This is a genomic window from Aequorivita sp. 609 (assembly GCF_014212065.1).
Taxonomy (GTDB): Bacteria; Bacteroidota; Bacteroidia; order Flavobacteriales; family Flavobacteriaceae; genus Aequorivita; species Aequorivita sinensis.
Window position 1 is genome coordinate 15,988 of sequence record NZ_JACJVM010000006.1, and the last position, 26,924, is coordinate 42,911.

The window sequence follows — 26,924 nt, forward strand, 5'->3', positions numbered from 1 at the left end:
CTCAAATGTTGGCTATGTAAGAAGCTAATGTGGTGTCGTTAGGGAGGTTTAATTTTTTTCTTATTCTCTCTTTACGCTTTCTACAAGATTGTGATGTTATATTTAGTAATGATGCAATTTCATTATTACTTAAATTCATTCGTAAATAAATAATAAAGCGAACATCTTGTTGAGTTATTTTTGGATTTAGCTTTAATAGACGAGCAGAAAATCCAGGATTTACATCTTCAAAATGCCTGAAGAAGCTTTCGAGTTGTGGGTCATTTTTTAAATGTTTGCTGAGCTCTTTAATTTGTATTAATAAATTTGGTTTGCTTTTTACTTGAGGATTTTCTGATAATGTTTGTATAATTTCTTTGATTAGCTCATTTCTACTTGAAAGATACAGGGCCTTTGAAGTAAGTTTTCTGTTTTTTGCGTCTATTTCATTTTTTAGTTTCTCTTGCTCTAATTTTAAAATCGCGTCTTGCTCGCGCATTTGCTTTTCTGCTACTAATCTTTTGTTTTTTTCATGTTCTAATTCTAAGGCAATAATTTTCTTTTTTTGTTTTTGCCTTGTTAGGTAATTTCTAAATAGCCAAATAATTAATATTAAAAGTAAAACGACACCTGATGTAATTGTATAAAAAAATCGTCGTTCCTTTTGTAAAAGCAAACGACTCTCGTTTAATTCATGTGTGTAATTTTGTAATTCAAATTTTATTTTATTGTTTTCATAAAGTGCGTTATTTCTGATTTTTTGAATAGTATCAAGGGCAAAAATCATACTGTCTTTATAGATTAGTGCCTTGTCATAATCATTTATAGAACTATAAGCTTTAGATAGAGCATCATATACATCTTCTCTGTTTTCTAAGACTTTCGAGTCAATCCTTGCCAATTTTGCATATTTAAGAGCAGCGTAATAGTCCTTGTTGTTTTGATGTATTTTTGAAAGAAGTAATAATAGAAATACTTTATTATCTGCTTGAGCCTCACCTTTTAGTAGTGGTAAAAGCGCTTGAGCAAGTTCCTTAGATCTGTTATATTCTTTTTGAATGAAATAATTTTCAGCCTCTGCCATTTTAGCCATAACTTCAATTTCAGGCTGGTTTTTCACTAATGGTATAGCCTCTTGAATTAAGTTCCTAGCTTCATCAGGTTGATTCATTTTATTTAAGACTAAGGCAAGATTGATAGCATAGTATCCGCGTTTACTGTTGTTTTTTTGATTAAAACTAAGTTCATATGCCTTACTGAAATATTCTTTAGCCTTAGTGAGATTTTCATCTTGAAAGTATAGGATGCCTATATTGTTAAGGACTGTAAGTTTGTCTTTTGGCTCCAAATGCATTGTAGCAACCTCATATGCTCCAAGATAATACTCTAAAGCTTCACCAAAATCAGACATCAAGTAATAATTGGATCCAGTATTTAAAAGAGCTCTAAATTTTTGCTTATGCCATTGGTTTTCATCTGCAATTGAAGCTGCTTGTATCAACAATTCAAGAGATTGAATATGTTGTTTTTCAAACATCATTTTAACTCCATTTTCAATCATGTTTTCGCATTCCTTCAAGCTTATGGATTGACTAAATAAGCAAGGGGAAAGAATGAATAGCAAAGCAAAAAAATGCTTTTTTAGTGACTTCATATTTTGACTTTGGAGCGAATTTAGAAAAAATCATTTTTTTAAGGTAATTCTAAAATTATATTAATGAAATTAAGAGTAAAGTAGAAATTGAAGTTTCTTGAAAATGTGCCTAAAAAGGAAAAGGACGTAAAAACAAAAGACCTTATAGTCTTGAGTTTTACGTCCTTAATATGAAATGTATTGTTTGCTTAAGAGAGTCTCTTAGATACTGAATTTTCCGTGTACTTCAGGAGTCTCTTCGTAACGCTTAATGCACTGCTCGTAAATTTCTTTTGCTTCAGCAGCATCGCCCCATCCACCTACATCTACACGTTTCTTTTCAAGATCCTTATATACTTTAAAGAAATGCTCAATTTCTTTTTTCAAGTGAGGATTAAGGTCTTCTAAATCGTTTAACTGGCTCCAGATTGGGTCTGATACAGGTACACAGATAATTTTTTCATCTTGTCCTTTTTCATCAGCCATATGGAAAACTCCAATAGCCTTAACTTCCATCACACACATTGGGAATGTAGGCTCATGACCTAACACTAGTACGTCCAAAGGATCACCATCTTTTGCGTATGTCTCTGGAATAAAACCATAATCGGCAGGATACATCATACTGCTAAAAAGCATACGGTCGAAACGAATTTTCTTTAACTCAAAGTCGTATTCATATTTGTTACGGCTTCCTTTTGGAATTTCTATTAGTACGTCGAATGTCTTATTCATGATAATTTTTTAAGTAATTTATTTTGAGGGTGCAAAAGTACTGCTTTCCTTCTTAATGGGAAAGTAGTTGCACAGTGTTTTCCACTACTTAATAGAAACTTATGTTTTTTTATAATGAAAAGTTGATCTAGCCTTGCTTAAGAACTTGAAGTAAATGTTCTAAATCCTCTTTAGTGTTGTAATAATGAAACCCTACTCTTATACCGTTTCCTCGTAAAGAACACGCAATATTGTTTTCTCTTAGTCTTTTAAAAACATCCTTATCGCATTGTAAGTTGAAAATAGAAGAGTGGTTTCGACGACCTAGTGTTTTGTTTGAGAGTAATCCAAGTTCGGTAAAGCTTTCTTTGGCTAGCTCCGAAATTAATTTTATCTGTTGATACAACACATCTCGGCCAAATTGTTCTTGAAACTTAATGGCTTGTGTTATACTTCCATAATTTAGAGTGTCTTGATGGCCAGGTTCAAAATGTTTTATAAAAGCCGTGTCTGAGGCTGAACTTTCAAACGTAGCTGCAGAGTTAAATCCTATAGTTTTAGGCGATATTCGGTGTTGAGCAGTTTCTTTAATAAATAATATTCCATTTCCGAATCCAGATGTAAGCCACTTATAACAACTTGTGGCTAATACATCAATAGGACTATCTTCAAAATTGAAAACTTCTGTACCTAGATACTGCGTGCCATCAGCTATTAACAGTAAGTTAGGGTATTTATCTTTTAGTTGTTTTAAGAAGTTAAAGTCTATTTTAATTCCACTTAGCCACTGTACAATACTGAAAATAAACACTTCAGGTTTGTGCTTTTCAATGGATGTTTCAATGTTTTTTTCAAGATTTTCATCTATTTCAGCATAACACACATTGAACTCTCTACTTTCAACAGGCCAATTTACTGAAGGGTAATCATTATTTAATAATAGTATTTTCTGATTTTTAGGAAGGCCTTCCAAAACACTATTTATCCCAAATGAGAAATTTGGGATTAAAGCAATTGAATTGAGCGAAGCTCTAAAGAATCGTGAAATTTCAAATTTTGTGTCTTCAATAATTTCTTGATGTTTCGCGCGAAAAGCTACAGGATTGTTTAGCAGGTCATCATCCTGAATTCGTCTCCAGTCTATCACAGGTTTCGGAATTAAACCATTTGCAGCGGTATCGAGATACACTGTGGTGTTAAGGCAGGGAAAGTGTTTTCTTATTTCTTTCATATGAATTATGCCATTACTGCGAAATTTAGGTATTTTTACAGAAAGTTATCGTGATTGTGTAACGAAAGTAACTAACTATGTTCTCAAAAACTAAAAAAACCGACAGAATAGACGCTGAGCAGCGTGAGCAATATGAATATGCACGTAGGCGAATTAAGCAGAAAAAAAACTTAATGCGTCACTTTATTTTGTTTCTAGTGGGTTCCATTGTCCTTATTATTATAAATCCTGTATTGGGTTATGGTAATGAAACATTGATAAAAGATTGGTTTATATGGGCTATTCTAATTTGGACTTTTATCTTTTTGATTCATCTTTTCAATGTTTTTGTGATGAATAAATTTATGGATAAGGAATGGGAAGACAGACAACTTGAAAAGTTAAAAGCAAGACAAGCAGAGAAAATTGCAGAACTTCAAAAGCAAATTGATAGCGAATTGCAATTGCCAAAAACTGACGATTTCACAAAAAAAAACGAAGCAGACAACCTTTTACCTCCAGACGTACAATGATAACAATGATTGCTGCCTCGGCCGAAAACAACGAATTAGGAGCAAAAAATGGAATGATTTGGCACCTGCCTGACGATTTTAAACGTTTTAAGAAGCTTACCAGTGGTCATCACGTAATTATGGGGCGTAAAACATTTGAATCTTTAGACAAGCCGCTTCCCAATAGAACTAATGTTGTAATTACACGTGATAAAAATTATGAGAAGTTGGGTGCAGTGAGTGTGCAAAGTTTGGAAGAAGCATTAGAAATCGCAAAAAATGACTCTCAACCCTTTATTATTGGTGGCGGTGAAATTTATAAAATAGGATTGTCCCTTGCTGACAAAATTGAGCTAACTCGTGTTCACGGAACTTTTGCTAATGCCGATACATTTTTCCCTGAATTTTCTACCGACGAATGGAAATTGGAATCGGAAACCCGTCATGAGATAGATGAAAAGCATAAATATGCTTTCACCTATCAAACTTGGGTTCGTCGTTAATTAATTTCGCTTTAGTTTTTACTTCAACAATCCAGCACGCTTTAATAACGCTTCTGGGTCTGGTTTCTGTCCGCGGAATTTAATGTATAATTCCATTGGATCCATAGTTCCTCCTTGTGAAAGCACGAAGTTTTTAAACTTATCAGCTACTTTTTTACTAAAAATCCCTTCTTGTTGGAAATATGCAAATGCATCTGCATCTAACACTTCCGCCCATTTATAACTGTAATATCCTGCCGAATAACCGCCTTGAAAAATATGTGAGAACGAAGTGCTCATACAATTTTCTTTTACATCCGGATATAACTGAGTGTCTTCAAATGCAGCAAACTCAAAGGCTTTTACTTCGTTAATTCCACTTGGGTCTTGGCTGTGCCAAGCCATGTCTAACATTCCGAAACTCAATTGGCGAAGTGTTGCCATCCCTTCAAGGAAAGTAGCTGATTCTTTTATTTTCTCCACATACTCCATCGGAATTACCTCTCCGGTTTTGTAATGTGTAGCAAAGAGTTCTAAAGTCTCTTTTTCGTAGCACCAATTCTCTAAAATCTGACTTGGTAATTCCACAAAATCCCAATAAACACTAGTTCCTGATAGGCTAGGGTATTGGGTGTTTGCAAGCATGCCGTGTAAGGCGTGACCAAACTCGTGGAAGAGGGTGGTTACTTCGTTAAATGTAAGAAGTGAAGGTTTACTGGCAGTAGGCTTGGTGAAATTACAAACGTTAGAAACATGAGGCCTATCGTTTGTACCGTTTTTTGTTTGCTGAGGTTTATACGAAGTCATCCAAGCTCCATTGCGCTTGCCTGCACGTGGATGGAAGTCTGCATAAAATAGTGCAACTAATTCTCCTTCGTCATCTTTTACCTCGTAAGTTTTTACCTCTGGATGATATTTGTCTATATTTTGAACTTCTTTAAAGTGTAGTCCATACAGCTTTTGTGTAACGGTAAAAACTCCGTTTATTACATTTTTTAATTCGAAGTATGGTTTTAGCTTTTCGTCGTCAAGGTTGAAAAGTTTTTGTTTCAACTTTTCTGAATAATAAGCGCCATCCCATTTTTCGAGATGATCTATTCCATCTAGTTCTTTTGCGAAAGCGGTTAATTCATCAAATTCTTTTTTAGCTGCAGGTTTTGCTTTTTCCAGTAATTCGTTTAAAAAAGACTTTACTTTTTCAGGAGTTTCTGCCATTCGCTCTTCAAGAACAAATTGTGCGTGACTTTTATACCCCAATAAATTTGCCCTTTTATAACGTAATTGAGCAATCTGAAGTACATTTTTCTGATTGTCAAATTCGTCATTATTAAACCCTTTTGCACCAAATGCAATTGCCATTTTTTTACGCAATTCACGATTGTCGGCATAGGTTAAAAATGGAACATAGCTAGGGTAGTCCAAAGTGAAAACCCAACCTTCTTTTCCTTTTTCTTCTGCAGTTTGAGAAGCAGCTTCAATTACCCCTTCAGGTAAACCACTTAAATCCTTTTCATCGGTAATATGAAGTTCAAACTTGTTAGTTTCTGCTAGTACATTTTCTCCAAAAGTGAGTTTTAACTTAGAAAGTTCGGTGTCTATTTTTCTAAGTTTTTTTTTCTTTTCTTCTGAAAGATTGGCTCCATTTCTTGAAAAACCTTTGTACTTTTTATCGAGCAACATTTGTTGTTCTTCATTAAGGTCTAATGTGTCCTTTTGATTATATACAGCTTTTACTCTTTCAAAAAGGGCTTCATTCAACAACATATCATTGCCGAATTCGGTTAGCATAGGGGAGATTTCCTGGGCTAATTTCTGAATTTCATCGTTTGTTTCTGCACTGTTTAGGTTGAAGAAAATACTTGTAGCTCGGTCTAACTTTTCACCACTAAATTCTAATGCTTCAATTGTGTTTTCAAAAGTAGGAGCGTCAGAATTTGAAGTTATAGCATCAATTTCAGCTTTTGTTTCTTCAATTAACTTTGTAATTGCAGGAAGAAAATGCTTGTTTTCAATCTTTGAAAATGGGGCTGTGTTATAAGATTGTAATAAAGGATTCATTGAAAGTTTTTAGATTTTAGACGTTAGATTTTTCGACTCAAAAAAGGTGAGTCAAAATCGATTAATTAATTTTAGCCACTCACCACTCACCACTCACCATTCATCACTTACCACTACGAACTTCTTTCGCGCCTTCTTCTACTTTTACTTTAAGGCTTTCTTTGTAGGCTAGAATTTTATCCAAAACCGATTTATCTGACGATCCTATGATTTGTGCGGCTAAAATACCTGCATTTTTAGCGCCATTAAGTGCAACTGTAGCTACAGGAACACCGCCTGGCATTTGTAAAATAGACAATACGCTATCCCAACCATCGATTGAGTTACTAGATTTCACCGGAACACCGATAACTGGTAAGGGTGAAAGTGAAGCAATCATTCCAGGTAGATGGGCAGCGCCTCCAGCACCAGCAATAATTACCGAAATTCCGCGGGTATGAGCGTTTTTACCGTAATCAAAAAGCTTTTCTGGTGTGCGGTGAGCAGATACTATATCTACTTCCACTTCAATGTTGAATTCTTCTAAAATATCTACAGCGTCCTGCATCACTGGCAGATCGCTATTACTTCCCATTATTATTGCTACTTTGCTCATGTTTTTTAGTTCTGTGTCAGGTCGAGCGCAGTCGAGACCTACTTGTTAAGACGAATCTTGCTTAGTATTGACCTCTCGACTGCGCTCGAGGGGACAAAGTGATTTTTAATTAATATTATTTATTTGCTGGAGTGCATGAGAGATCTATAATTTACTCACTAACAACCTCAATTGTTTTCTTAACTTCTTCCGCTATTTTTCGTGCTTTGTCAAGATCTTTATTTACTATGGTTACGTGGCCCATCTTTCTAAATGGACGCGTTTCTTTTTTACCGTAAATGTGAGGCGTTACTCCTTCCATCGCTAGTATTTTTTCTATGTTTTTATAGACAACCTGACCCGTATGTCCTTCTGAACCAACTAAATTAACCATAATTCCACCTACCTTACTTTCGGTATTACCTAAAGGTAAGTCTAAAATAGCTCTAATCTGTTGTTCAAATTGGTTGGTGTAGCTAGCTTCAATACTGTAATGACCGCTATTGTGTGGTCTTGGCGCTACTTCGTTTACTAAAACTTCATCGTCTTCGGTTTGGAACATTTCTACTGCCAAAAGTCCGACGTGTTTAAACGAATCCGATACTTTTTCAGCTAAAGCTCTTGCTTTATTGGCAACAGCTTCGTCTATTCTCGCGGGACATATCACGTATTCTACTTGATTGGCTTCTGGATGAAACTCCATTTCAACAACTGGATACGTTTTTACTTCCCCTGAAGGATTTCTTGCAACAATTACAGCAAGTTCATTTTTAAATGGAATTAGCTTTTCAGCTATACAAGTATCGGAGGATAGTGGGATAATATCTTCAGCATTTCTGATAACGCTTACGCCTTTTCCATCATAACCGCCAGTACAACTTTTCCATACAAATGGGAAATGCAGCTCCTTTCTTACAATGGCTTCATTTAGCTCATTTTTATCCTTGTAAATTTTGAAAGGAGAAGTAGGGATTTTATGTTCCTTATAAAACTGCTTCTGCACTCCTTTATCCTGAATATTTCGCAAGGTTGCAGCACTAGGATAAACTTTCACACCTTCGTTTTCCAGCTTTTCCAAGGCTTCCACATTTACACCTTCAATTTCAAAAGTAAGTACATCTACTTTTTTTCCGAAGTTATAAACGGTTTCAAAGTCCATTAAATCACCTTGTTGAAAGTAATCTGTCGCAATTTTGGAGGGAGCTTCAATGCTTGGGTCGAGAACGTGTGTGCGAATGTCCCACTTTCGGGTTTCGTATAACATCATTTTTCCCAATTGTCCGCCGCCAAGAATGCCGAGGGTGAAGTTGGTGGAGAAGTAGTTCATATTGATTATTGGTTTTTTATAATTTGCAAAGATAGTTATTTCGATACTTTGACTAGACTTTGCATTATAGATTTGCTAATTGATTATTTAGATTCTACATTGATTGATATCAATAATAATAATTCATAAAATTCATTTGTATTTATTTGGCATCTGTTCTGCAGGTTTATTTTTACATTTGAAGGAATTAAGAATATAATGTCAGCCTTTATAAAATCACGTGATTTGTAAAAGTTGATTTTAGAAAATAATTAAAAAATATGCTCCTCGATAATACAGAACTTATTAAAGCCACCTTTGAAAAAAGTATCCCAATGCATAAGTTTTTGGGATTGAAAATAGACTTGCTCGAAAAGAATTTTGTGAGAATTAGCGTTCCATTTAGAAAAGAATTGGTAGGCGATTTTAGAAATAACAGATGGCACGGAGGCGTTATTGCTACCGTTATGGATTCTGTGGGCGGTGTAATTGGTGCTATGCACTTTACTTCACTACAAGATAAAATTTCTACTATCGATTTAAGAGTGGATTATCTTAGAGGTGCAGAACCCGAAGCTATTATGGTAGAAGGTAAAATAATAAGATTTGGAAATAGAATTCTTGTAGCTAGAATGAAAGCGTTTCAAAATGAAAAATTGATAGCGGAAGGAAAAGGAGTTTATAACTTTGTGAGAATGAACAAGGCTAACAATGAAAATTCTTAAAAATTAAGATTTTGATTTAAAGACAATCTATCGTCGCTCAGACATAAGATTGCTTTGCTTTAGGACTTAAGACTAAATGCAATCTAACGAGTAAGACTTGGTAATGGAACTTACCCTTAAAGTCTGTAATTCTAATTGAAAACAATAAATTCATAAAATATGGATGTAGAAACATTAAATAATTTGGTAGAAACTGAAGCTGCAGTTGCGGTTTACTTTTCTGCGCCTAATTGTGGAGTTTGCCATGCGCTAAGGCCAAAAGTAGAAGAGTTGTTTTCTGAAGATTTCCCCGCAGTAAAATTCATTCACGTAGAAATAGATAAATCCCCTGGTATTTCTGGAGAGTTGGGAGTTTTTTCGGCTCCCACATTATTAGTGTTTTTTGAAGGAAAAGAATTTTTAAGAAAAGTTAGATTGATGAGTATTCAAGAATTGCAGGAGAAAATTGAACGTCCGTATAAGATGTTGTTTTGATTTTGACGATTATTCAGATGAACCTTCCATTTATCTAAAAAAATTATAGTACGAATCAAAACCGCGATTTTATCATTTTCATTGAATAACAGCTCGCTTGGAGGGCTAAAAAACTAAAAAAATCTATTAAATGAATATGATTTAACTATTAATTTATTTGGAACAAGTTCTGCGTCTTATATTCTTTAACGGAGCTATTTCAAATCTTAGTCGGTCACGACTAAAAAAAATCATACTTTTAAACATCCAAATAAGGTTTTAAATGAAAAATCAGAAACAGGCATATATTTATGCAGGTATAGCGGTGCTGTTGTGGAGTACGGTTGCAACTAGTATGAAAATAGCGCTACAGAGCTATAGCTTTTTACAGTTGTTATTTTGGTCATCGGCCACAGCATTATTAACCCTGAGTATCCTTATGCTTGTAACCAAGAAATTTGGTAACCTCGCCAAACTCCCTTCAAAAGCATTTTTAAGATCGGCCTTTTACGGTGCTATAAATCCGTTTTTGTATTATATCGTTTTGTTTAAAGCTTATGAGCTTTTGCCTGCCCAAGAGGCACAAGCACTTAATTACACATGGCCTATTATGCTAAGCTTATTAGCTGTGCCTTTACTCAAACAAAAAATAGGTTTAAAAAACTTAATTGCAATTGGTATAAGTTTTATAGGTGTGCTTATTATCGCTACTGGTGGTAATTTAATTAACTTGTCGTTTACCAATGGGCAAGGCGTGCTCTTCGGCCTAGCTTCTGCAGTTATTTGGGCTTTGTTTTGGATTTTTAATATTAAAGACGAACGCGATGAGCTAAGTAAGTTGTTCCTAAACTTTTTCTTCGGATTTATTTATATCCTCATCGCCTTGTTGCTCACTTCGGAAATAGTATTTGTAGATATCAAATCATTTGGAGGTGCGGTATATGTCGGCTTATTTGAAATGGGGATTACTTTCGTAATATGGTCTATCGCACTTAAAAAATCTATCACTGCAGCCAAAGTGAGTAATCTTGTTTACTTAGTACCCTTTTTATCCTTAGTAGTAATTTATTTTGTGTTGGAAGAACCTATTAGGTTTCCAACTATCATCGGACTCTTTCTAATTGTAGGTGGACTAACTTTCGATAAGATAAGTTTTAGACAGTTGCGCTTTAAAGGTGGAAAGCAGGCTTAATGGAAATTGAAGGTTTAGGTTTAGTTTATAGGAGATAGAGGTTAGTTTTTTATCTGTAACTAATTTTAATTCCCATCATGTATTTTGAGAAATCACAACTCGTTTTCAATTTTTACATTACTTAAAATTCATAGAAATTGTTCTTTTGGAACAAAAAATACTACATAAATTAAAAAACGATAAAAGCTAAATTTATCTATTTTAAATTAATTTATAATAATTATTTCGATTTTTAAATGTGAAATTTTTGGATTATTTAATTAAAATTCTAAAAGGTGTTTAATACATTAAGTTAATAAATGAATTTCTTAATTTGGAATTTTAAGCTATATTTGACTTTTCTCCCCAATTAAAAAAATCCTACATTTAAAATATTTTTGATATTTATTTTTCGAGTAATTCTATTTTTTAAAATAGTATTACGAATTAAAATTTATACAAATGCTTTGTTTGATGTTAAAAGAATAACTTTAATTTAAATCTATATAATATGAAAAAAATTTACACTCTTTTATTCGTTACAAGTTTATTTGTAACTAGTTGCTCAACAACTAAAACACTAAAGTTTACTCAAAAATCAGATGATATTGTTAAAACAGAGTCTTTAAAACAATTTTTGACTGAGAATAAAAAGCCAAAAGTTGTATTAAGAGTCAATGAATCTTCAATGACAGTTACTGAAGGTGAAAACAATGATTATATATACAATGCAATTGAAAATCAGTTACTGGCAAGTGGATTTATAGTTAGGGATAGACAACTATTTAATCAAATTATAGCCAATGATGAAAATAACATCGACTATCAAAAATTAAAGGAGAAGTCTGATACTGATTTAATTATTGAATTGGTAAAATTAAACCCACAAATTTTATATGAAACCAATAAATATTATGATAAAAATGATAGGGAAAAAGTAGAGAATGCCTTTACATATAAAAAATATGGAGCCTCGGTAGAATTTAAAGTTGTAATGATTAACTCTAATGAATTTGCAGGCGTTTATAAATTTAATTACACTCCTTGTGTTAGTGGATGTGTGATTTCAAAGTCATTAAGCGAATATCGTAAAGAAAGAAAAAATAAGTTGAAGGAAGGTGTTAAGGCTTACGAAGGAGTTGAGAGAGATGAGTTAGAGCTTTTCATTAAAGATGCTACTGAAAAGTTAGTATTAGAAATGAGAAAGTAAATTTATTTTTATAACCGATAAAAAAAGCTTGTAGATTCATTATAAATCTGCAAGCTTTTTTTCTTTTAAAGACTATTTATTATGAAAATCCACCTAGTAACCGAGCGCTTACTTATGCGCGATATAATGGATTCCGATGTTCAGGCGATGTTCGCTATGGATTCAGATCCAGATGTTCATGTTTTTCTAGGAAATAAACCGATTTCTACCATGGAGGAAGCAACAAAAATAATTAATAATATACAACAGCAATACCGTGACAACGGAATAGGCAGATGGGCAGTAGTTGAAAAAGAAAGTGGAGCTTTTATCGGGTGGAGTGGATTTAGGTTAATTACCGATGTGGTAAACGACAAGACTAATTACTATGATTTAGGATATCGATTTCTGAAAAAATATTGGGGCCAAGGATATGCTTCAGAAGCGGCTATAGCCTCATTAAATCACGGATTTCAAAATTTAGGTTTTGATGAGATTGTAGGAATCGCAGACGTAAATCATTCTGCTTCAAATTTTATCTTGGCAAAATCGGGACTTATTAAACGAAATGAATTTTCCTATGAAGAAGTGCTTCACAATTTCTATACCTTGACAAAAACGGAGTGGCAAAAGCTTCAAAATCGAGGGTGATACTAATCGTTATACAAAAATGTATAGATTATATTTGTAAATCCCCAATTCCCTAAATTGCAAATAGGCATGCATTCTTATAAATCACTTTTTATTTTAACCATAATATGGCTTTTTTCTTGCTTATTTGTGCCACAATTATGTAGTGCCCAATCCCAAAAAGAATTTGCTAAAGAACTTGAAGAGGCAAATTTAAGTGTTTATCAAGATGCTCAAAAAGCTGTGGCTTTAAGTACAATGGTTTACCAAAAAGCAGAACTATTGGAAACAAAGATTTATGCTCTGGTGACTATGGTTAACGGTTATACAGCTCTCAATCAAAATGGAAAATCTTTGAAATATGCTTCAAAAACTTGGGAATTGGCAGAAAGTTCGGGTAATACTCAATATAAAATATGGGCTTTAGGATTATTGGCAGAACAATATCAATTATCTCATTTAAATGCTATTTCTAGAGAATATTTGGATAGAGCAGAAGAGCTTATAGAAAGCTCTAATCTGTCTAAAGAAGCAATGGCGGTTTCTCGTGGTAATATCTACGCAATAAAAGGGAATGGGTATAAAGATGAGATAGATTGTGAATACGCTATCAAAAATTACAATTTATCCATAGCTTCTTATCAAACAATTCCAGAAAACTCTGTTTCGCTTAACAATCTGGCTTTAGTATTTCTAGAGAAAGGAAATTGCTTGTTAGAACTCAACGATTTAAAACTAGCGAAAACAAATTTTCAAAAGGCTTATTTTATTGCTGTTCAAAACGACCTAGAAGAATATATGCATAAGGCTAATATTGGTCTTGCTAAAGTATCTACTCGAGAAGGAAATGTTGTTGCAGCAAAAGATAGTGTGGTGCAAATTCTAAATATTATCGATACTACACAAAATCCAAAAATTAAATCAGAATTATACCTTCTTTTGAAAGAGAATTATTTGGCTTTAGGCGACAAAAACAAATATGAATTATATCGAAAAAAATATAGTAGCTCAGCTAAAGAAATTGAGAAACTCGAGGATAGACAATTTGAAAATGTATTTCAGTTTGTCGAAGAGCAGCCTCTTGAAACAGATAAAAGTTTAAAGTTTTTAGATTACATTCTATATGGGCTTTTGGTAATTGCAATGATGATTTCAGCTTGGCAACTGTGGAATTGGATTAAAAATAAATAACGATGCTAACCTTTAAAATTCTAAACATTCAACGTGTGTTACCTTTTTCAATCGTGTATTCTTGTGCAGTTTTCAAAGAATTCTTCTAATTTGTCTAAAATCTTTTAATGTGAATATAAAGTGTTGGTTATTAGTTTTTTGAATTTGTTTTTGTTTTGATGAATTTACGTAATTTTCGTTAAATTCAGTGGTTTTCAATTTTTTGTTGAGGTATCTTTTTAGTTGTTTTGTTCTCTTCAAATTTTACTTCACATAAAATTATTTCTAATGAAATTTAAAACTACACTTGTATTGCTGATGTTAATTTCAGTAGCAGCAATTGCGCAAATTCCACAATCTTCAACTTCCAATGGTCACACTATTGAAATGCGCAAAAAAGAAACTCGAGCTTTTAAGCATTATAACCTAACGGAATTTAATAGGCCAGAAATTGTAACTTCTCCTTTTAAAAATGATTCGCAGGGTGGAGCCGTTGCAAATAGTTCAAATCGCACAACTTCAGAATTCGAGCCTTATGCACAAATAGATGTGCTTAGATGGGGGGTGATTAACAAAGTTGAGAACGGCGGTGAAATACTTTATTCCTCAGAACGAATTGGGAATAACTACACGGTAAAAACTTATAATGATGATATCGAAATAGTTGATGATTTTACTATTGAAGTGCCAGAATCGGCAAATCAAATAGAGGTGGTAAATCATTATTCATCAAACTTTTTTAACGCTGATAGCAATAACGAATTTATGATTTTCCTTCATTATTTTGAAGGTGTAGATCCAGGTCCAGACGATCAAGTTTGGGAAGTTTGGGTAGTAAATAACGAAGGTGAAATATTGCAACAGCTTGACGGATATTCAGCTGAAACTAAAATTGATGCTGCTGGTAATCATAAGGTATTTACTTATATGGCCGATGATAGTGATGTAACTATTAAAGCTTTTAATGCTGCTACTTGGGAGTTAGATAATAGCTATGTTTATAATTCAGAATTGATAAACTTTTTAATGGGTTCTCCTTTCAACTTTATAACTATTGACGGTGTAGAATATGTTGCTTTGGCACATTATAAGCATTTGTTTATGGATAATGCAACCTTAGAGGTATTTCCAGATAATAATCTAGTTATTAAGTTATTAGATTTTAATTTAGAAGAGGTGAAAACAATGTATTTAGACATCGAAACAAGGTATCCAAATGCAGGACAATTTGTAATCCCAATGGGTCAATTTGGAGTGTTCTATAGAGACCAAACCTATGATATTTCGAGTGATATTTTTAATTCGGATAGTAAGTTAGAGGTGGTTTATGGTATAACTTATTACGATATGATTGCGGATAATGAGTGGAATACATATATGGTTGCAAACGAAGATGGTGAAATGATTCACGAGCTTAATGAATACGTTATTGACAGTTTTATGGAGATTAATAGTGTTGATGGTCATGACAATCAGTTAGGCTTTTTGATGGGAGCTGATGGCATGGCTACTAACCTTGGTTTTTTTAATATAGAAAGCTGGTCTTTCGAGTTGATTTTGGATGCAAATCACAATGGTGATCAAATTTCTGCTGATTTCAATAGAATTCAAAAAGGGTATTCTTATAACTATCTAGTTGGATTAGGCGAACCAGATGAAGAAAATGGAAATATTTTTGGAGTTGTAAATGAGTATGAGAGAGATGGTTCGCTTTTTAAAAGGCATAGATTTCTTTTACCTGAAGATGTAGTTCTTTTCCAACCTATATTAACGAGGTTTGCTCTTATTCCTAATTTATTTGTAGATGATAGTGAGTTATACTTCATGTACATCTATAAGCAAATGGCCACAGATGGTTCTAATTTCAACAATTTAGTGGTTTCAAAGAGCAATGAAGATAAGCTAGTAGAATTTAGAGGTGATACAGGTATAGGAAACGTTATCGGGTCTAACTTTCTTACCGATGGAAATGGTGCATTTAATAAAATGACTGTTCAGTACGAAACAGGCAATTACCAAATGCAGACGGACTTTTACAGACTTCCATTTGAATCTATTTTGGGTGTTGAAAACAATGAGGTAACACAGTTTTCATTATATCCTAATCCAACATCCGAAATGTTAAATGTTAAGGCAGGAGTCTCAATAGAATCTATTCAGATTTACAATATTTCAGGGAATCTTTTAATGAATGAACCTATGAAAGATACTCAGGGCTCCATAAATGTTTCTAGTTTAACTAGTGGTTTATATATTGCTAAGGTTACTTTGAATAATGGAACTTTAAAGCAGTTGAAGTTCATAAAAAAGTAATTTAGGATTATTGGTGATTTCTTTCTTTTGTTTGTACTACTCCTCAATTATTAAATAGTTGAGGAGTTTTTTTTATTAAAATACGAATCTATAAGGTTAGTAAAATGATGTAGTTTTGTACTTCAGAACAATGAGGTTTTATGAAACTTAATCTTTTTTTTAGCGTATTATTTGTGGTTTTAGGCGCTCAGCTTCTTAAAGCACAAAATTCGGAAGAAGAAAAGTTATTTATTGAAGCAATCGAAAGTCGATTTAACGATCCTTATAAATCACTTAAACTCTACGATTACTTACTTAAAAACACCAATAAGGAAGAATCTGTTGCTATTGAAATCAAGAAATTACAAATAAATAGGTTGCTTGGTGAGTATGAAGAAGCAGTTGCAATTTCACAAAAAATCGAAAGCAGTATCGCTAATTCCCCAAGTACGGATTTACAATTTGAATATTGGCGTGAGCTAGCTACTCTTTATAAAGATCTTAACTTAGAGGGAGAAGGTAACACTGTTTATGAGAAAGCATTAAAAAGTTACAACAACCTGAATTCTAACATAAAGAAAAAATATGCGGTTGATTTAGCGTTACTTAAAGTTAAGTATTTAAAAGCCCAACAAACAGAAAATAAAATATCAGGTTTAAAAGAGATACTTGATAAAATGGATGAAAAGGATGAAAGAAAGCCTTTTATTCAGTTTCAAATTGCAAAATTGTATTACCCGCACCAAAATGACTCTTCTAGCCTCTATTTTAATAAAGTAATTCAAGATTTTAATGTTAAGCCTTTAAGTCAGGCTTCAAGAACGTATTTAAACCTGATTCATACAGATAGTGTAGAAAACCCAAAAGTGGTTGTTAATTTATTTGATGTTGAACTTGAGCCTGTTTTATTAAACGAAGCGATTAAATACTGGAGTAATAAAGGAAATGAAGATAGCTTATTGTTTTATGAAAAAAGACTTCAAAATCATTTTTTCAAAACTCAACAAAGTACTCGTAAAGCAAAGGTTGCCTTAATAGAAGGATTGTATCGTAAAAAGCAAACAGAGGCTGCATATAAAATAATTGTAAGAAATAGACAGTTATATGTTTCCATCGGATTACTTTGTTTATTGTTATTAATCTATTTCGGGAATAAATACTACACCAGAATTAGGGCTGATAAAAGTGTTGATATTGATAATTCAAAAGGCACTGTAATCTCGGATAAAACGGAGGAAGAAATTTTAGAAAAACTTCGAAAATTTGAAAACTCTAAACTTTATTTAGATAAACAGTTGCGTATCGCAAGCTTAGCCAAACAATTGGGCACCAACACGCGTTACTTGTCTTCTATAATAAATGCATCTAAGAATAAAAGTTTCAATGCGTATATCAATTCGTTAAGGATTCAATATATAGTAGATAAGCTTAATTCCGATGCAAAATATCGATCTTACAAAATAAGCTATTTGGCAGAGGAAAGCGGATTTGTCTCACAAAGTAGTTTTACTACCGCATTTAAAGAAATTACCGGTAGCACACCTTCAGCGTACATTAAAAATATATCTGACTAGTTTTAGTCAAGTTGCTAGGTTTTTTTAGGTATAAACTGAAGACGATAACTTTTAACAACCTATTATTGAGCTGTCAAAAATTTTAAAACTACATCAACCACAGTCAACATTGTCAGAGTGTTAGCTTAAAAAGTATGTTTCCAACTTCATAAATAAGAGGATTTCGCTTTAATTTTACGCTTAATTTTCTAAAAAATTCACTAAAATCGTCTTTTAATGCTAGCTGCATTAGGATAGTTTTTTTATTTTTATTTTATTTAATCAATTTGTAATTAGGTGTTTACACTGTTTTTTTGTTGTTTTTGCCTCTAAGATGGAAACTTGATGTAATTATATTTCTTTATGGTCATAACCGCAACTGCCTGAAATTTCGTAAATTTGCAACTTCATTTTTTACAACCATTAAAAAACACCCATGACCAATATTATTTTATTTGGCCCTCCAGGAGCAGGAAAAGGTACTCAAGCTAATTTTCTAAAAGAAAAGTATAATCTAGTTCATATTTCAACTGGAGATGTATTTAGATACAATATTAAAAACAAAACAGAACTTGGTGATTTAGCCAAGTCGTTCATGTCTAAAGGAAAGTTAGTGCCAGATGAAATTACCATTGATATGTTAAGTAATGAAGTTGATAAAAACTGCGGTTCTAACGGCTTTATATTTGACGGTTTCCCAAGAACTGAAGCTCAAGCAGAGGCTTTAGGACATCTAATGGATGATAAAGATTCTCAAATAAATGCAATGGTAGCTTTGGAAGTTGATGATGAGGTTTTAGTTCAACGTCTTTTAGAAAGAGGAAAAACTAGTGGTCGTGCAGATGATGCTGATGAAAGTATTATCCGTAATCGCATTAAGGTTTACTACAATGAAACCGCTATCTTAAAAGATTATTACGAGAAGAGAGGAATGTATTACGGTGTTAATGGTGAAGGAAGTATTGAAGAAATAACTGAAAGATTAAGTAAAGTAATTGATACTTTGTAGTTTATATATTGGATTGTCCAATAATAAAGAACAAACAACAAACAGAAAAATAAAGTGACTGAAGGCAATTTTGTAGATTACGTTAAAGTTCATGTTACTTCCGGAAAGGGAGGGCAAGGCAGTAAACACATGCGACGGGAAAAGTATATTCCTAAAGGAGGCCCCGATGGAGGGGATGGTGGTCGTGGTGGACACGTAATTGTAAAAGCCAATAAAAACCTTTGGACGCTATATCATCTTAAATTTAAACGACACTTTAGAGCAGAACACGGGCAAGCTGGTAGTAAGCAAACCAGTACAGGTGCCGATGGTGCAGATGTGTATATTGAAGTTCCGATAGGAACAGTTGTTCGCGATAAGGAAACTGAAGAAATTCTCTTCGAACTCCTTGAAGATGGCGAAGAAAAAGTTGTAGCAAAAGGCGGTCGTGGCGGTCTTGGAAATGCACACTTTAAATCGTCTACAAATCAAACTCCAAGATACGCTCAACCAGGTGAAGAAGGAGAAGAGGTAGATATCATTATTGAGCTAAAAATTCTTGCTGATGTAGGTTTAGTAGGTTTTCCTAATGCAGGAAAGTCAACTTTACTCTCAGTAATTACTGCTGCTAAGCCGAAAATTGCCAACTACGAGTTTACAACCTTAAAACCAAACCTAGGTATTGTAGAATACCGCGACTTCCAAACATTTGTAGTTGCAGATATTCCAGGTATTATTGAAGGTGCAGCAGAAGGAAAAGGTATTGGGCATCGATTTTTACGTCATATTGAGAGAAACTCTACTTTGCTGTTTTTAATTCCAGCCGATGCGCCGGATATTAAAGAGCAGTACGATATTCTTGTTGATGAATTACGCCGTTACAATCCACAACTTTTAGATAAAGAACGTCTTTTGGCAATTAGCAAAAGCGATATGCTAGACGACGAACTTAAAGCTGAAATGAAAAAGGTTCTGGATAAAGAGTTTAAGGGAATTCCATATTTATTTATCTCAGCAGTTGCACAACAAGGGCTTACTGAGTTGAAGGATAAACTATGGAAAATGCTTAATTAATTCCAGCCACCAAGCTTACCTAATATTTTTTAGAAATCTAATTATAACTCAGCAATTCTAGTTTGGCGAGCGGAGCCGAAGTAAGAAAATGATCGGCTATTTTTAATATTAATTCAATTTAGCATTGAAACAAACTGTTAAAGAACAAGCTAGCGAATCACAAACTTTCTTTTTTGCGTATTTTTATTGAAAAGAAAACGCAATGAAATACTTCTGGATACTTTTAGTCACAACAGTTTTAACTTCTTGTGGAGCTTCTGTAGCGGTAGATTATGATAAGCAGGCAGACTTCACAAAATACACTTCCTATAATTACTTCCCTACAATAGACTCAGGTCTAAATGAATTGGATGATAAACGTATTATTCAGATTACGGATAGTCTTATGCATCAACGAGGATTCGTGAAAAGTGAAACGCCTCAATTGTACATTAATTTTTATGCGCGTGAAAACATTTCGAATTCACGAAATACTATCGGTATTGGCGTTGGCGGTAGCGGACGTAATGTTGGTGTAGGCGTAAGTGGTGGAATTCCTATTGGCGGAAAAGTAGTAAACCAAAGACTTACAATTGACTTTATTGATGTTGTTAAAGATGACTTAGTGTGGCAAGCTGTTGCAGAGGGTGAAATGAAAGAGAGGTCAAAGCCAGAGGAAAAGGAAGCCTACTACTTATCGGTTATTCAGAAAATTTTGAGGAAATATCCACCTTCTAAAAAATAACAAATCCTAAATCCCAAATTCCAAATTCCGAACTCTAAGAAGAAAGTATAAATTGCAAATTTTAAATTATAATAAAAGTTATAAATTCTTAAATGTGAGGGGAGGGGCAGTAAGGGGACGGATGTTTTTACTGTTTTTCATTTTCTTTATATTATTTCCTGTATTTATAAACGCCCAAACCAATTACAAACAGGCTGAAGAATATTTCAAACAAGAAAATTTCATCAAGGCAAAGCCTATTTTTGAAGAATATCTAAAATTACATCCTGGTCATATAAAAACTCGAGAATACTTAGGAGATATAGCTGGTTATAGTAAGGAGTGGGATACAGCACTTTCTTATTATAAAAATTTGGTAGCAGATGATGAATCCAACGCTAATTATCATTTTAAATACGGTGGTGCTTTAGGAATGAAAGCAATGACTGTTAGTCGGCTTCGGGCGGTAACATATCTATCAGAAATAAAATATCATCTTGAACGTGCTATTGAATTAAACCGGCAACATATAGAAGCGCGTTGGGCGTTGATAGAACTTTATATACAATTGCCAGTTTTCTTTGGTGGAAGTGAGAAAAAAGCCATTTCTTATGCAAGTGAGTTAGAAGCGATTTCAAAAGTGGATGGCTACCTAGCTTTGGGGCATATTGCTGAATTTAATAAAAAGATTGAGGATGCAGAATACAATTATAAAATGGCAATTGAAGTAGGAGGATCACCTCATACCTATGAAAAACTTATAAATCTATATGAAAAAAATGATTATCCCCAAAAAGCTATAGAAATTGCATCTACCTCTATACGAAAACATAAACACAATCATTTAAATTACCGAATAGGAGAGATTTCGGCGCAGTATAATCTTGATTCACAAATTGGAATAGATTCTTTAAGTGAGTTTTTAGCTAATCATTCAATAAAAGATGATATATCTAAGAAATGGGCTTACTATCGATTGGCTCAGATTTATAAAAACCTACGGGAAAAGGAAATTGCACTTACTTGGATAAATAAAGCATTGCTAGTACAAGTAGATTTTAAGGAGGCTCTTAAAGAGAAATCAATCATTCTCGCACTATAATTCTGAATTGTGAATTAAGAATTCAGAATTAGAAAAAGTATCTTTACACTTAAACTTTAAACTCATAAATTATTCAACTTAAGTATGAGAATACACTTTATAGCCATTGGCGGTAGTGCAATGCACAATTTAGCATTGGCATTAAATCAAAAAGGAGAAAACGTAACTGGAAGTGATGATGAAATTTTCGAACCTTCAAAAAGTAGATTGAAAGCGAAAGGATTGTTGCCAGAAAATGTAGGTTGGTTTCCAGAAAAGATAACTTCAGATATAGACGCTGTAATCCTCGGAATGCACGCTAAAGCAGATAACCCTGAGCTTTTAAAGGCAAAGGAACTCGGATTAAAAATCTTCAGTTATCCGGAGTTTTTATACGAACAATCTAAGAATAAAACACGTGTTGTAATTGGTGGCTCTCACGGTAAAACCACGATTACTTCTATGATTTTACACGTGATGAATTACCACGGAAAAGATGTTGATTATATGGTTGGAGCGCAATTAGAGGGGTTTGACACTATGGTTAAAATCACTCATGATAATGAATTTATGGTAATAGAAGGAGATGAATATCTCTCTTCACCTATAGATCGAAGACCAAAGTTTCACCTTTACAAACCGAATATAGCCCTGTTAAGTGGAATTGCTTGGGACCACATCAATGTATTTCCAACTTACGAAAACTATGTAGAGCAGTTTGAAATATTTTTAAATGAAATCACAGCAGACGGCGCTATAGTTTACAGTGAAGAAGATGCCGAGGTAAAACGCGTAGTTGAAGCGACAACTAATACAATTAAGAAATATCCTTATAAAACACCTGATTATAAGGTTCAAGGCGGAACAACAATTCTAAATACATCAGAAGGCTCGTTGGCTGTTGAAATCTTTGGAAAGCACAATTTAAACAACTTAGCAGGCGCAAGAGGCGTTTGTCAATTAATGGGAATAGATGCAAAAGGCTTTTACGAAGCCATTGCGACATTTAAAGGCGCAAGCAAGCGTTTAGAAAAGATAGCTGAAACAGCTACTGCTGTTGCTTACAAAGATTATGCGCATTCCCCTAGCAAGGTAAAGGCTACAACTCAAGCAGTAAAAAATCAATACCCAGATAGAAAATTGATTGCTTGTTTAGAATTACACACCTATAGTAGTCTTAATCCAGAGTTTTTAAAGGAATATAAAGGAGCGCTAGATGCAGCAGATAGTGCGGTAGTTTTCTATTCACCTCACGCTGTAATGATAAAAAAGTTGGAGGCAATAAAAAGGGAACAGATTGAAGGGGCTTTCGATCGTAAAGATTTAGTCGTTTTCACAAATCCGGCGGATTTCAAGACTTATCTTTTCTCTCAGGATTACGAGAACACAAGCTTACTCTTAATGAGTAGTGGGAATTATGGCGGTTTGGATTTTCAGGAGGTTAAGGGGTATGTAGAAAAAATTCAATAAAAGATAAGATGTAGGACTTAGGACTTTTCGTGATAGTGAAAGTTTTAAGTCCAATTTCTTTCCGATATACGTTTATACCTTATGCCTTCGATGTTAATGATTTAAAAAATACAAATCCGAATCCTAGAAATAGCATTAGGTGAAAAGGGAAAAGTCCGAAGTCGCCGCCCTGGTCTCCTACAATAAAAGCACTGTACATTCCAAAGGCGAAATAGATCATTAATACACCTTCAATAATTACATTTGGAGATATATTTTTAGCAATATATTTATTTCCCTTCCATCCCTCTTTCAAATTGCTAATATTGAATTTTGGTGTTCGAATAAAGTCACTTTTTTTACCGAAATGTCCTTCTAAAACAGCGATAGAATTATGTACGGAAAAGCCCATGGCTATTGAGAAAAAAGTAAAAAACATCGCTGTGTACTTCAAAAATCGCTTAAATCCACCGCCATAAATGCTTTTAAAAGTAAACCAGTAACACACAAAAAATATAATGGTACTTATTACAAAAAAGCTCATTACATAGAAATATACCTTTAGATGCTCGTACTCATTCTTAATGTAAAGCATCGGAATGCTTAAGATAGCAACTATCAAAATGTTTAAAAACATAGTGCTATTTAGCAAATGCAATAAACTGTGAACTTTTGTTTTATTTGAAATGTTATCACTCTTTAAAACTCGCTTAGCCATTTTTTGGAAGTTTTCAGCCCCTCCTTTATTCCACCTGAATTGTTGCGAACGTGCAGCACTAATTACTACGGGAAGCTCGGCAGGTGTTTCTACTTCTTCCAGATATTTAAATTTCCATTTTTTTAGTTGTGCGCGGTAGCTAAGGTCTAAATCTTCAGTTAGTGTGTCCCCTTCCCAATTTCCCGCATCAAGAATACATTCTTTTCGCCAAACACCCGCGGTACCATTAAAGTTGATAAAGTGACCTTTACTGTTTCTGCCTACCTGCTCAAGAGTAAAGTGTGCATCTAAAGCAAAAGCCTGAACACGGGTAAGAATAGAATAATCTCGATTTATATGTCCCCAGCGAGTTTGAACCACGCCAATTTCAGGATCTTTAAAGTAAGGGATTGTCTTTTTTAACCAATCTTTTTGTGGAAGAAAATCTGCATCAAATATGGCTATATACTCACCTTTTGCAATATTTAAACCTTCTTTCAACGCTCCAGCTTTAAATCCAACTCTTTTTTCGCGAGAAATATGCTGAATATTGAGACCTGTTTTTTTTAGTTCGAGAATGTGTTTGGCGGTTGTTTCAAAAGATTCATCTGTACTATCGTCTAAAACTTGAATCTCTAATTTGTCGGGAGGATAGTCTATAAGAGCAATATTGTCTAGTAGGCGTTTCATAACATACAGCTCATTATAAACTGGAAGCTGAATGGTTACAAAAGGGATTTCCTCGGCGTTTGAAAAATTGAACGTAGGAGATTCTTTATGTTTTTTTCTTGCGTTAAGATAATTGAATAGCAAGTTAAGTTGCGCCAACGCGTACATGAAAATGAGGAGAAGGGCAATGGAATATATTGCAATGATTATTGATTCAAGAATCATTTTTTGAAACTGTATTTAAAAATCCAGGTTAGAATTTTTACGCCTGCAAATATAGCACCTTTTACCGTACCTGAAACTTTTGAGACACCTATTCGATTTCTATATTTAACAGGGATTTCAACATAAGTGTACTTCTTTTTCAATGCTTTAAGTTGCATTTCAACTGTCCATCCGTAGGTTTTATCCTCCATTTGCAAAGCTAGTAACTTATCGTATTTAATAGCTCTAAAGGGCCCTAAATCTGTAAAAGTTGAATTGAAGAAAAGCTTCATAAGCCTGGTTGCAAGAGCATTTCCGAAGCGTTGAGGTAAGGTCATAGAACCATTTTCCATAAGTTCTTTTACTCTAGCGCCTACAACAAAATCTACATCATCTTCGATAATAGGTGCTACAATTCTAGTTAATTCTGAAGGGTAATCGCTATAGTCACCATCTAGAAAAACGATAATATCTGGTTGTTTAGCTTTTTCTAGATTAGCAATATATTCCATTCCTTTTAAGCATGCATAACCATATCCCGCTTTTGGTTCTAGTAATACTGTGGCGCCTGAGTCCTCAGCAACTTTTGCAGTATTGTCTGTAGAATTATTATTTACAACAACTACTTCTGAAACAATTTCTGGAATTTCCGCAATTACTTTAGCAATAGCGTCTTCTTCATTGAAGGCCGGAATAATTACTTTGATGTTGTTGGACATTAAATGCTTTAGAATTTTAAAATTGCGAATTTCAGAAAAATATCTGACAATCACTTGAATGTGGATACAAACCTAGTAGGAATCTAAGACTAAATATGGATTATTTGTTTACATAGTTCATTAGGTCTAAATCATTTCCTAGTAGTATTTCATTAGGATTAATTCTTTTTTCTAATGGCCCGTTTTCAAGTTTTAAAACACCACGAGGGCAAACAGCCGAACATATTCCACAGCCTACACAGCTAGAGCGAACAATGTTTTCTCCTTTTTGGGCATAAGCACGAACGTCTATTCCCATTTCGCAATATGTAGAACAATTTCCGCAACTAATACATTGGCCTCCATTGGTAGTAATTCTAAATCTTGAAAATAAACGTTGTTGAAATCCTAATATCGCTGCCATAGGACAACCAAAGCGACACCAAACTCGACTGCCAAAAATAGGGTAGAAGCCAACGCCAATTACCCCGCTAAAAACAGCACCAATAAGAAATCCATAAGTTGAACGCAGCGTTTCAGCATCAAAAAGGAATAAAGTTTTTCCAGTCGTGAAATGCAGGGCTATCAAGGTGATGATAATTACAAAGTATGCTATAGACCCAATGCGAGCGTCTTTTTGAATTTCTTCTCTTTTAAAAACCCAAACCCCTGTAAAAACCAAGGTTAAAAATACACCGACACTTATGAGGAAAACATCTTTTGTAAGCCAATATTTGGAAGTATCGTCACCTAAATAAGAGTGCACAACTGCTGTGGTCATTAATACTACAAAAACTAATACACTGTGAATTACCCATCTTTCAACTTTCCAAGCCACCTGCGTTTTATCACTTAAATGACGGAAAGGATCTCCAGCGGTTTCAGCAAGACCACCACAACCACAAACCCATGAACAATACCAACGCTTTCCGTATTTATACGTTAGGATAGGAGTGATTATAAATATGGAAGCAATACCAAATATTAATAGTCCAATTCCGATATTACCTGCAGAAATAAAATCATCAACTCTATATTGTTCGAAGTTATAGTGGTTTAGAGGCCAAATATTCTTTAAGTCGTAATACGGTAATGAAAAGGTTTCGCTATTTAGGCGTTGCATTAATTCAGGTATAATAAAGGCAAACCCTAACTGAAAAAACATTACAGAGTATGTTCTTAACTTTTCGTATTTATTATGTCTGTATTTTAAAATAAATTTTATTCCGAAGGCTAAAATTGCCAAGGTATAAAGTGTGCCATATAGAAACCATTGGCTTGCAGGTCCACCATTTAAAAATTTGCTTAATGGATCAAAAAGAGCAACAACACCTTTGTTATCTCCACCCTGCACATATCCTAGATATTGTGGAAACCAATAGAGTAATACATAGAATAAAGTTAGGGAAATCCCTAAAATCCATCCCCAAAAACCTTTTGAGGTTAACGACTTAAAATATATACCGTCGTTTTTTATGCCTTCGTGCTTATTGCTATACGCCGCAATAGAAAACCAAATAGTTCCTCCTCCAATTGCAGTTAGGGAAGCTGTTAGCCAAACCGATTTTTTGGGAAAATCCACATTAAAAAGAGCTAATGCCAAAATCAATAAGCCAATCAACCCAATAGCAGATGCGATTTTTTGTTGACCGTTTATGGTTTTTGGCGGTTCTCCTGTAAGGGACATATTTCTTTGAACTGTACTCATAA

24 protein-coding genes are annotated in these 26,924 nt (G+C 33.8%); 15 read left to right on the plus strand and 9 right to left on the minus strand.

Annotated features, from left to right (window positions below; translation table 11 throughout):
- Window position 1: 1 nt before the first annotated feature.
- From H4O20_RS03430 to H4O20_RS03440, 3 genes are all read right to left on the minus strand, one after another.
- A complete protein-coding gene (locus H4O20_RS03430) occupies window positions 2-1,633 on the minus strand; it encodes a lipopolysaccharide assembly protein LapB (RefSeq protein ID WP_185098295.1) in 1,632 nt (543 codons plus the stop codon).
- Window positions 1,634-1,834: 201 nt separating this feature from the next.
- Window positions 1,835-2,347 (minus strand): inorganic diphosphatase, encoded by a 513-nt coding sequence (locus H4O20_RS03435; RefSeq protein WP_139855474.1) that lies wholly within the window; start codon window positions 2,345-2,347, stop codon window positions 1,835-1,837.
- Between the two features lie 127 nt (window positions 2,348-2,474).
- Window positions 2,475-3,557 (minus strand): aminotransferase class V-fold PLP-dependent enzyme, encoded by a 1,083-nt coding sequence (locus H4O20_RS03440; protein WP_185098296.1) that lies wholly within the window; start codon window positions 3,555-3,557, stop codon window positions 2,475-2,477.
- Window positions 3,558-3,634: 77 nt separating this feature from the next.
- Between H4O20_RS03440 and H4O20_RS03445 the strand changes: the two genes are divergently transcribed.
- A complete protein-coding gene (locus H4O20_RS03445) occupies window positions 3,635-4,069 on the plus strand; it encodes a 2TM domain-containing protein (protein WP_185098297.1) in 435 nt (144 codons plus the stop codon).
- Window positions 4,066-4,551, plus strand: a complete 486-nt coding sequence (locus H4O20_RS03450; RefSeq protein WP_185098298.1) for a dihydrofolate reductase — start codon at window positions 4,066-4,068, stop codon at window positions 4,549-4,551. Before H4O20_RS03445 ends, H4O20_RS03450 begins: the two co-directional genes overlap by 4 nt.
- Window positions 4,552-4,569: 18 nt before the next feature.
- Here H4O20_RS03450 and H4O20_RS03455 read toward each other — a convergent pair whose 3' ends face one another.
- From H4O20_RS03455 to purK, 3 genes are all read right to left on the minus strand, one after another.
- Window positions 4,570-6,588 carry a M3 family metallopeptidase gene (locus tag H4O20_RS03455; protein WP_139855470.1) on the minus strand — a complete coding sequence of 673 codons (2,019 nt, stop codon included), beginning with the start codon at window positions 6,586-6,588 and terminating at the stop codon, window positions 4,570-4,572.
- A 103-nt stretch (window positions 6,589-6,691) separates the two neighbouring features.
- Complete coding sequence (purE, locus tag H4O20_RS03460; protein ID WP_185098299.1) at window positions 6,692-7,183, minus strand: 5-(carboxyamino)imidazole ribonucleotide mutase; 492 nt, start codon at window positions 7,181-7,183, stop codon at window positions 6,692-6,694.
- Window positions 7,184-7,334: 151 nt separating this feature from the next.
- Window positions 7,335-8,489, minus strand: a complete 1,155-nt coding sequence (purK, locus tag H4O20_RS03465; RefSeq protein ID WP_185098300.1) for a 5-(carboxyamino)imidazole ribonucleotide synthase — start codon at window positions 8,487-8,489, stop codon at window positions 7,335-7,337.
- Window positions 8,490-8,749: 260 nt separating this feature from the next.
- On the opposite strand from purK, the gene H4O20_RS03470 reads away from it, so the two are divergent.
- From H4O20_RS03470 to murC, 13 genes are all read left to right on the plus strand, one after another.
- Entirely contained in the window at window positions 8,750-9,193 is a 444-nt protein-coding gene (locus tag H4O20_RS03470; protein ID WP_185098301.1) for a hotdog fold thioesterase, read from the plus strand.
- A gap of 159 nt (window positions 9,194-9,352) precedes the next feature.
- A complete protein-coding gene (locus tag H4O20_RS03475; RefSeq protein WP_139855466.1) occupies window positions 9,353-9,667 on the plus strand; it encodes a co-chaperone YbbN in 315 nt (104 codons plus the stop codon).
- A gap of 262 nt (window positions 9,668-9,929) precedes the next feature.
- Complete coding sequence (locus tag H4O20_RS03480; protein ID WP_185098302.1) at window positions 9,930-10,838, plus strand: DMT family transporter; 909 nt, start codon at window positions 9,930-9,932, stop codon at window positions 10,836-10,838.
- A gap of 490 nt (window positions 10,839-11,328) precedes the next feature.
- Window positions 11,329-12,027, plus strand: coding sequence for a hypothetical protein (locus H4O20_RS03485; protein WP_185098303.1), 699 nt, complete (start codon window positions 11,329-11,331; stop codon window positions 12,025-12,027).
- Window positions 12,028-12,108: 81 nt separating this feature from the next.
- Window positions 12,109-12,657, plus strand: coding sequence for a GNAT family N-acetyltransferase (locus H4O20_RS03490; protein ID WP_185098304.1), 549 nt, complete (start codon window positions 12,109-12,111; stop codon window positions 12,655-12,657).
- Between the two features lie 69 nt (window positions 12,658-12,726).
- Complete coding sequence (locus H4O20_RS03495) at window positions 12,727-13,827, plus strand: hypothetical protein (RefSeq protein ID WP_185098305.1); 1,101 nt, start codon at window positions 12,727-12,729, stop codon at window positions 13,825-13,827.
- A 267-nt stretch (window positions 13,828-14,094) separates the two neighbouring features.
- On the plus strand, window positions 14,095-16,119 hold the full coding sequence (locus H4O20_RS03500; protein ID WP_185098306.1) for a T9SS type A sorting domain-containing protein: 2,025 nt from the start codon (window positions 14,095-14,097) through the stop codon (window positions 16,117-16,119).
- Between the two features lie 140 nt (window positions 16,120-16,259).
- The gene (locus H4O20_RS03505) at window positions 16,260-17,672 is read left to right on the plus strand and encodes a helix-turn-helix transcriptional regulator (RefSeq protein WP_139855461.1); all 1,413 of its coding nucleotides are present in this window, start codon (window positions 16,260-16,262) and stop codon (window positions 17,670-17,672) included.
- 415 nt (window positions 17,673-18,087) lie between these two features.
- Window positions 18,088-18,660, plus strand: coding sequence for an adenylate kinase (locus tag H4O20_RS03510; RefSeq protein WP_139855460.1), 573 nt, complete (start codon window positions 18,088-18,090; stop codon window positions 18,658-18,660).
- A gap of 54 nt (window positions 18,661-18,714) precedes the next feature.
- Complete coding sequence (obgE, locus tag H4O20_RS03515; RefSeq protein WP_139855459.1) at window positions 18,715-19,713, plus strand: GTPase ObgE; 999 nt, start codon at window positions 18,715-18,717, stop codon at window positions 19,711-19,713.
- Between the two features lie 202 nt (window positions 19,714-19,915).
- The gene (locus H4O20_RS03520) at window positions 19,916-20,437 is read left to right on the plus strand and encodes a DUF4136 domain-containing protein (RefSeq protein ID WP_185098307.1); all 522 of its coding nucleotides are present in this window, start codon (window positions 19,916-19,918) and stop codon (window positions 20,435-20,437) included.
- A 52-nt stretch (window positions 20,438-20,489) separates the two neighbouring features.
- The gene (locus H4O20_RS03525; protein WP_260402629.1) at window positions 20,490-21,518 is read left to right on the plus strand and encodes a lipopolysaccharide assembly protein LapB; all 1,029 of its coding nucleotides are present in this window, start codon (window positions 20,490-20,492) and stop codon (window positions 21,516-21,518) included.
- Window positions 21,519-21,602: 84 nt separating this feature from the next.
- Entirely contained in the window at window positions 21,603-22,967 is a 1,365-nt protein-coding gene (gene murC, locus H4O20_RS03530) for a UDP-N-acetylmuramate--L-alanine ligase (protein ID WP_185098308.1), read from the plus strand.
- A 79-nt stretch (window positions 22,968-23,046) separates the two neighbouring features.
- Here the strand turns inward: murC and H4O20_RS03535 are convergent, their stop codons facing one another.
- The 3 genes from H4O20_RS03535 to H4O20_RS03545 all read right to left on the minus strand — a co-directional run bounded on the left by H4O20_RS03535 (window position 23,047) and on the right by H4O20_RS03545 (window position 26,922).
- Window positions 23,047-24,537, minus strand: a complete 1,491-nt coding sequence (locus H4O20_RS03535) for a cellulose synthase family protein (RefSeq protein WP_185098309.1) — start codon at window positions 24,535-24,537, stop codon at window positions 23,047-23,049.
- Window positions 24,534-25,235, minus strand: coding sequence for a glycosyltransferase family 2 protein (locus tag H4O20_RS03540; protein WP_139855455.1), 702 nt, complete (start codon window positions 25,233-25,235; stop codon window positions 24,534-24,536). Before H4O20_RS03540 ends, H4O20_RS03535 begins: the two co-directional genes overlap by 4 nt.
- A gap of 100 nt (window positions 25,236-25,335) precedes the next feature.
- Window positions 25,336-26,922 carry a 4Fe-4S dicluster domain-containing protein gene (locus H4O20_RS03545; protein ID WP_185098310.1) on the minus strand — a complete coding sequence of 529 codons (1,587 nt, stop codon included), beginning with the start codon at window positions 26,920-26,922 and terminating at the stop codon, window positions 25,336-25,338.
- Between the last annotated feature and the right edge of the window lie 2 nt (window positions 26,923-26,924).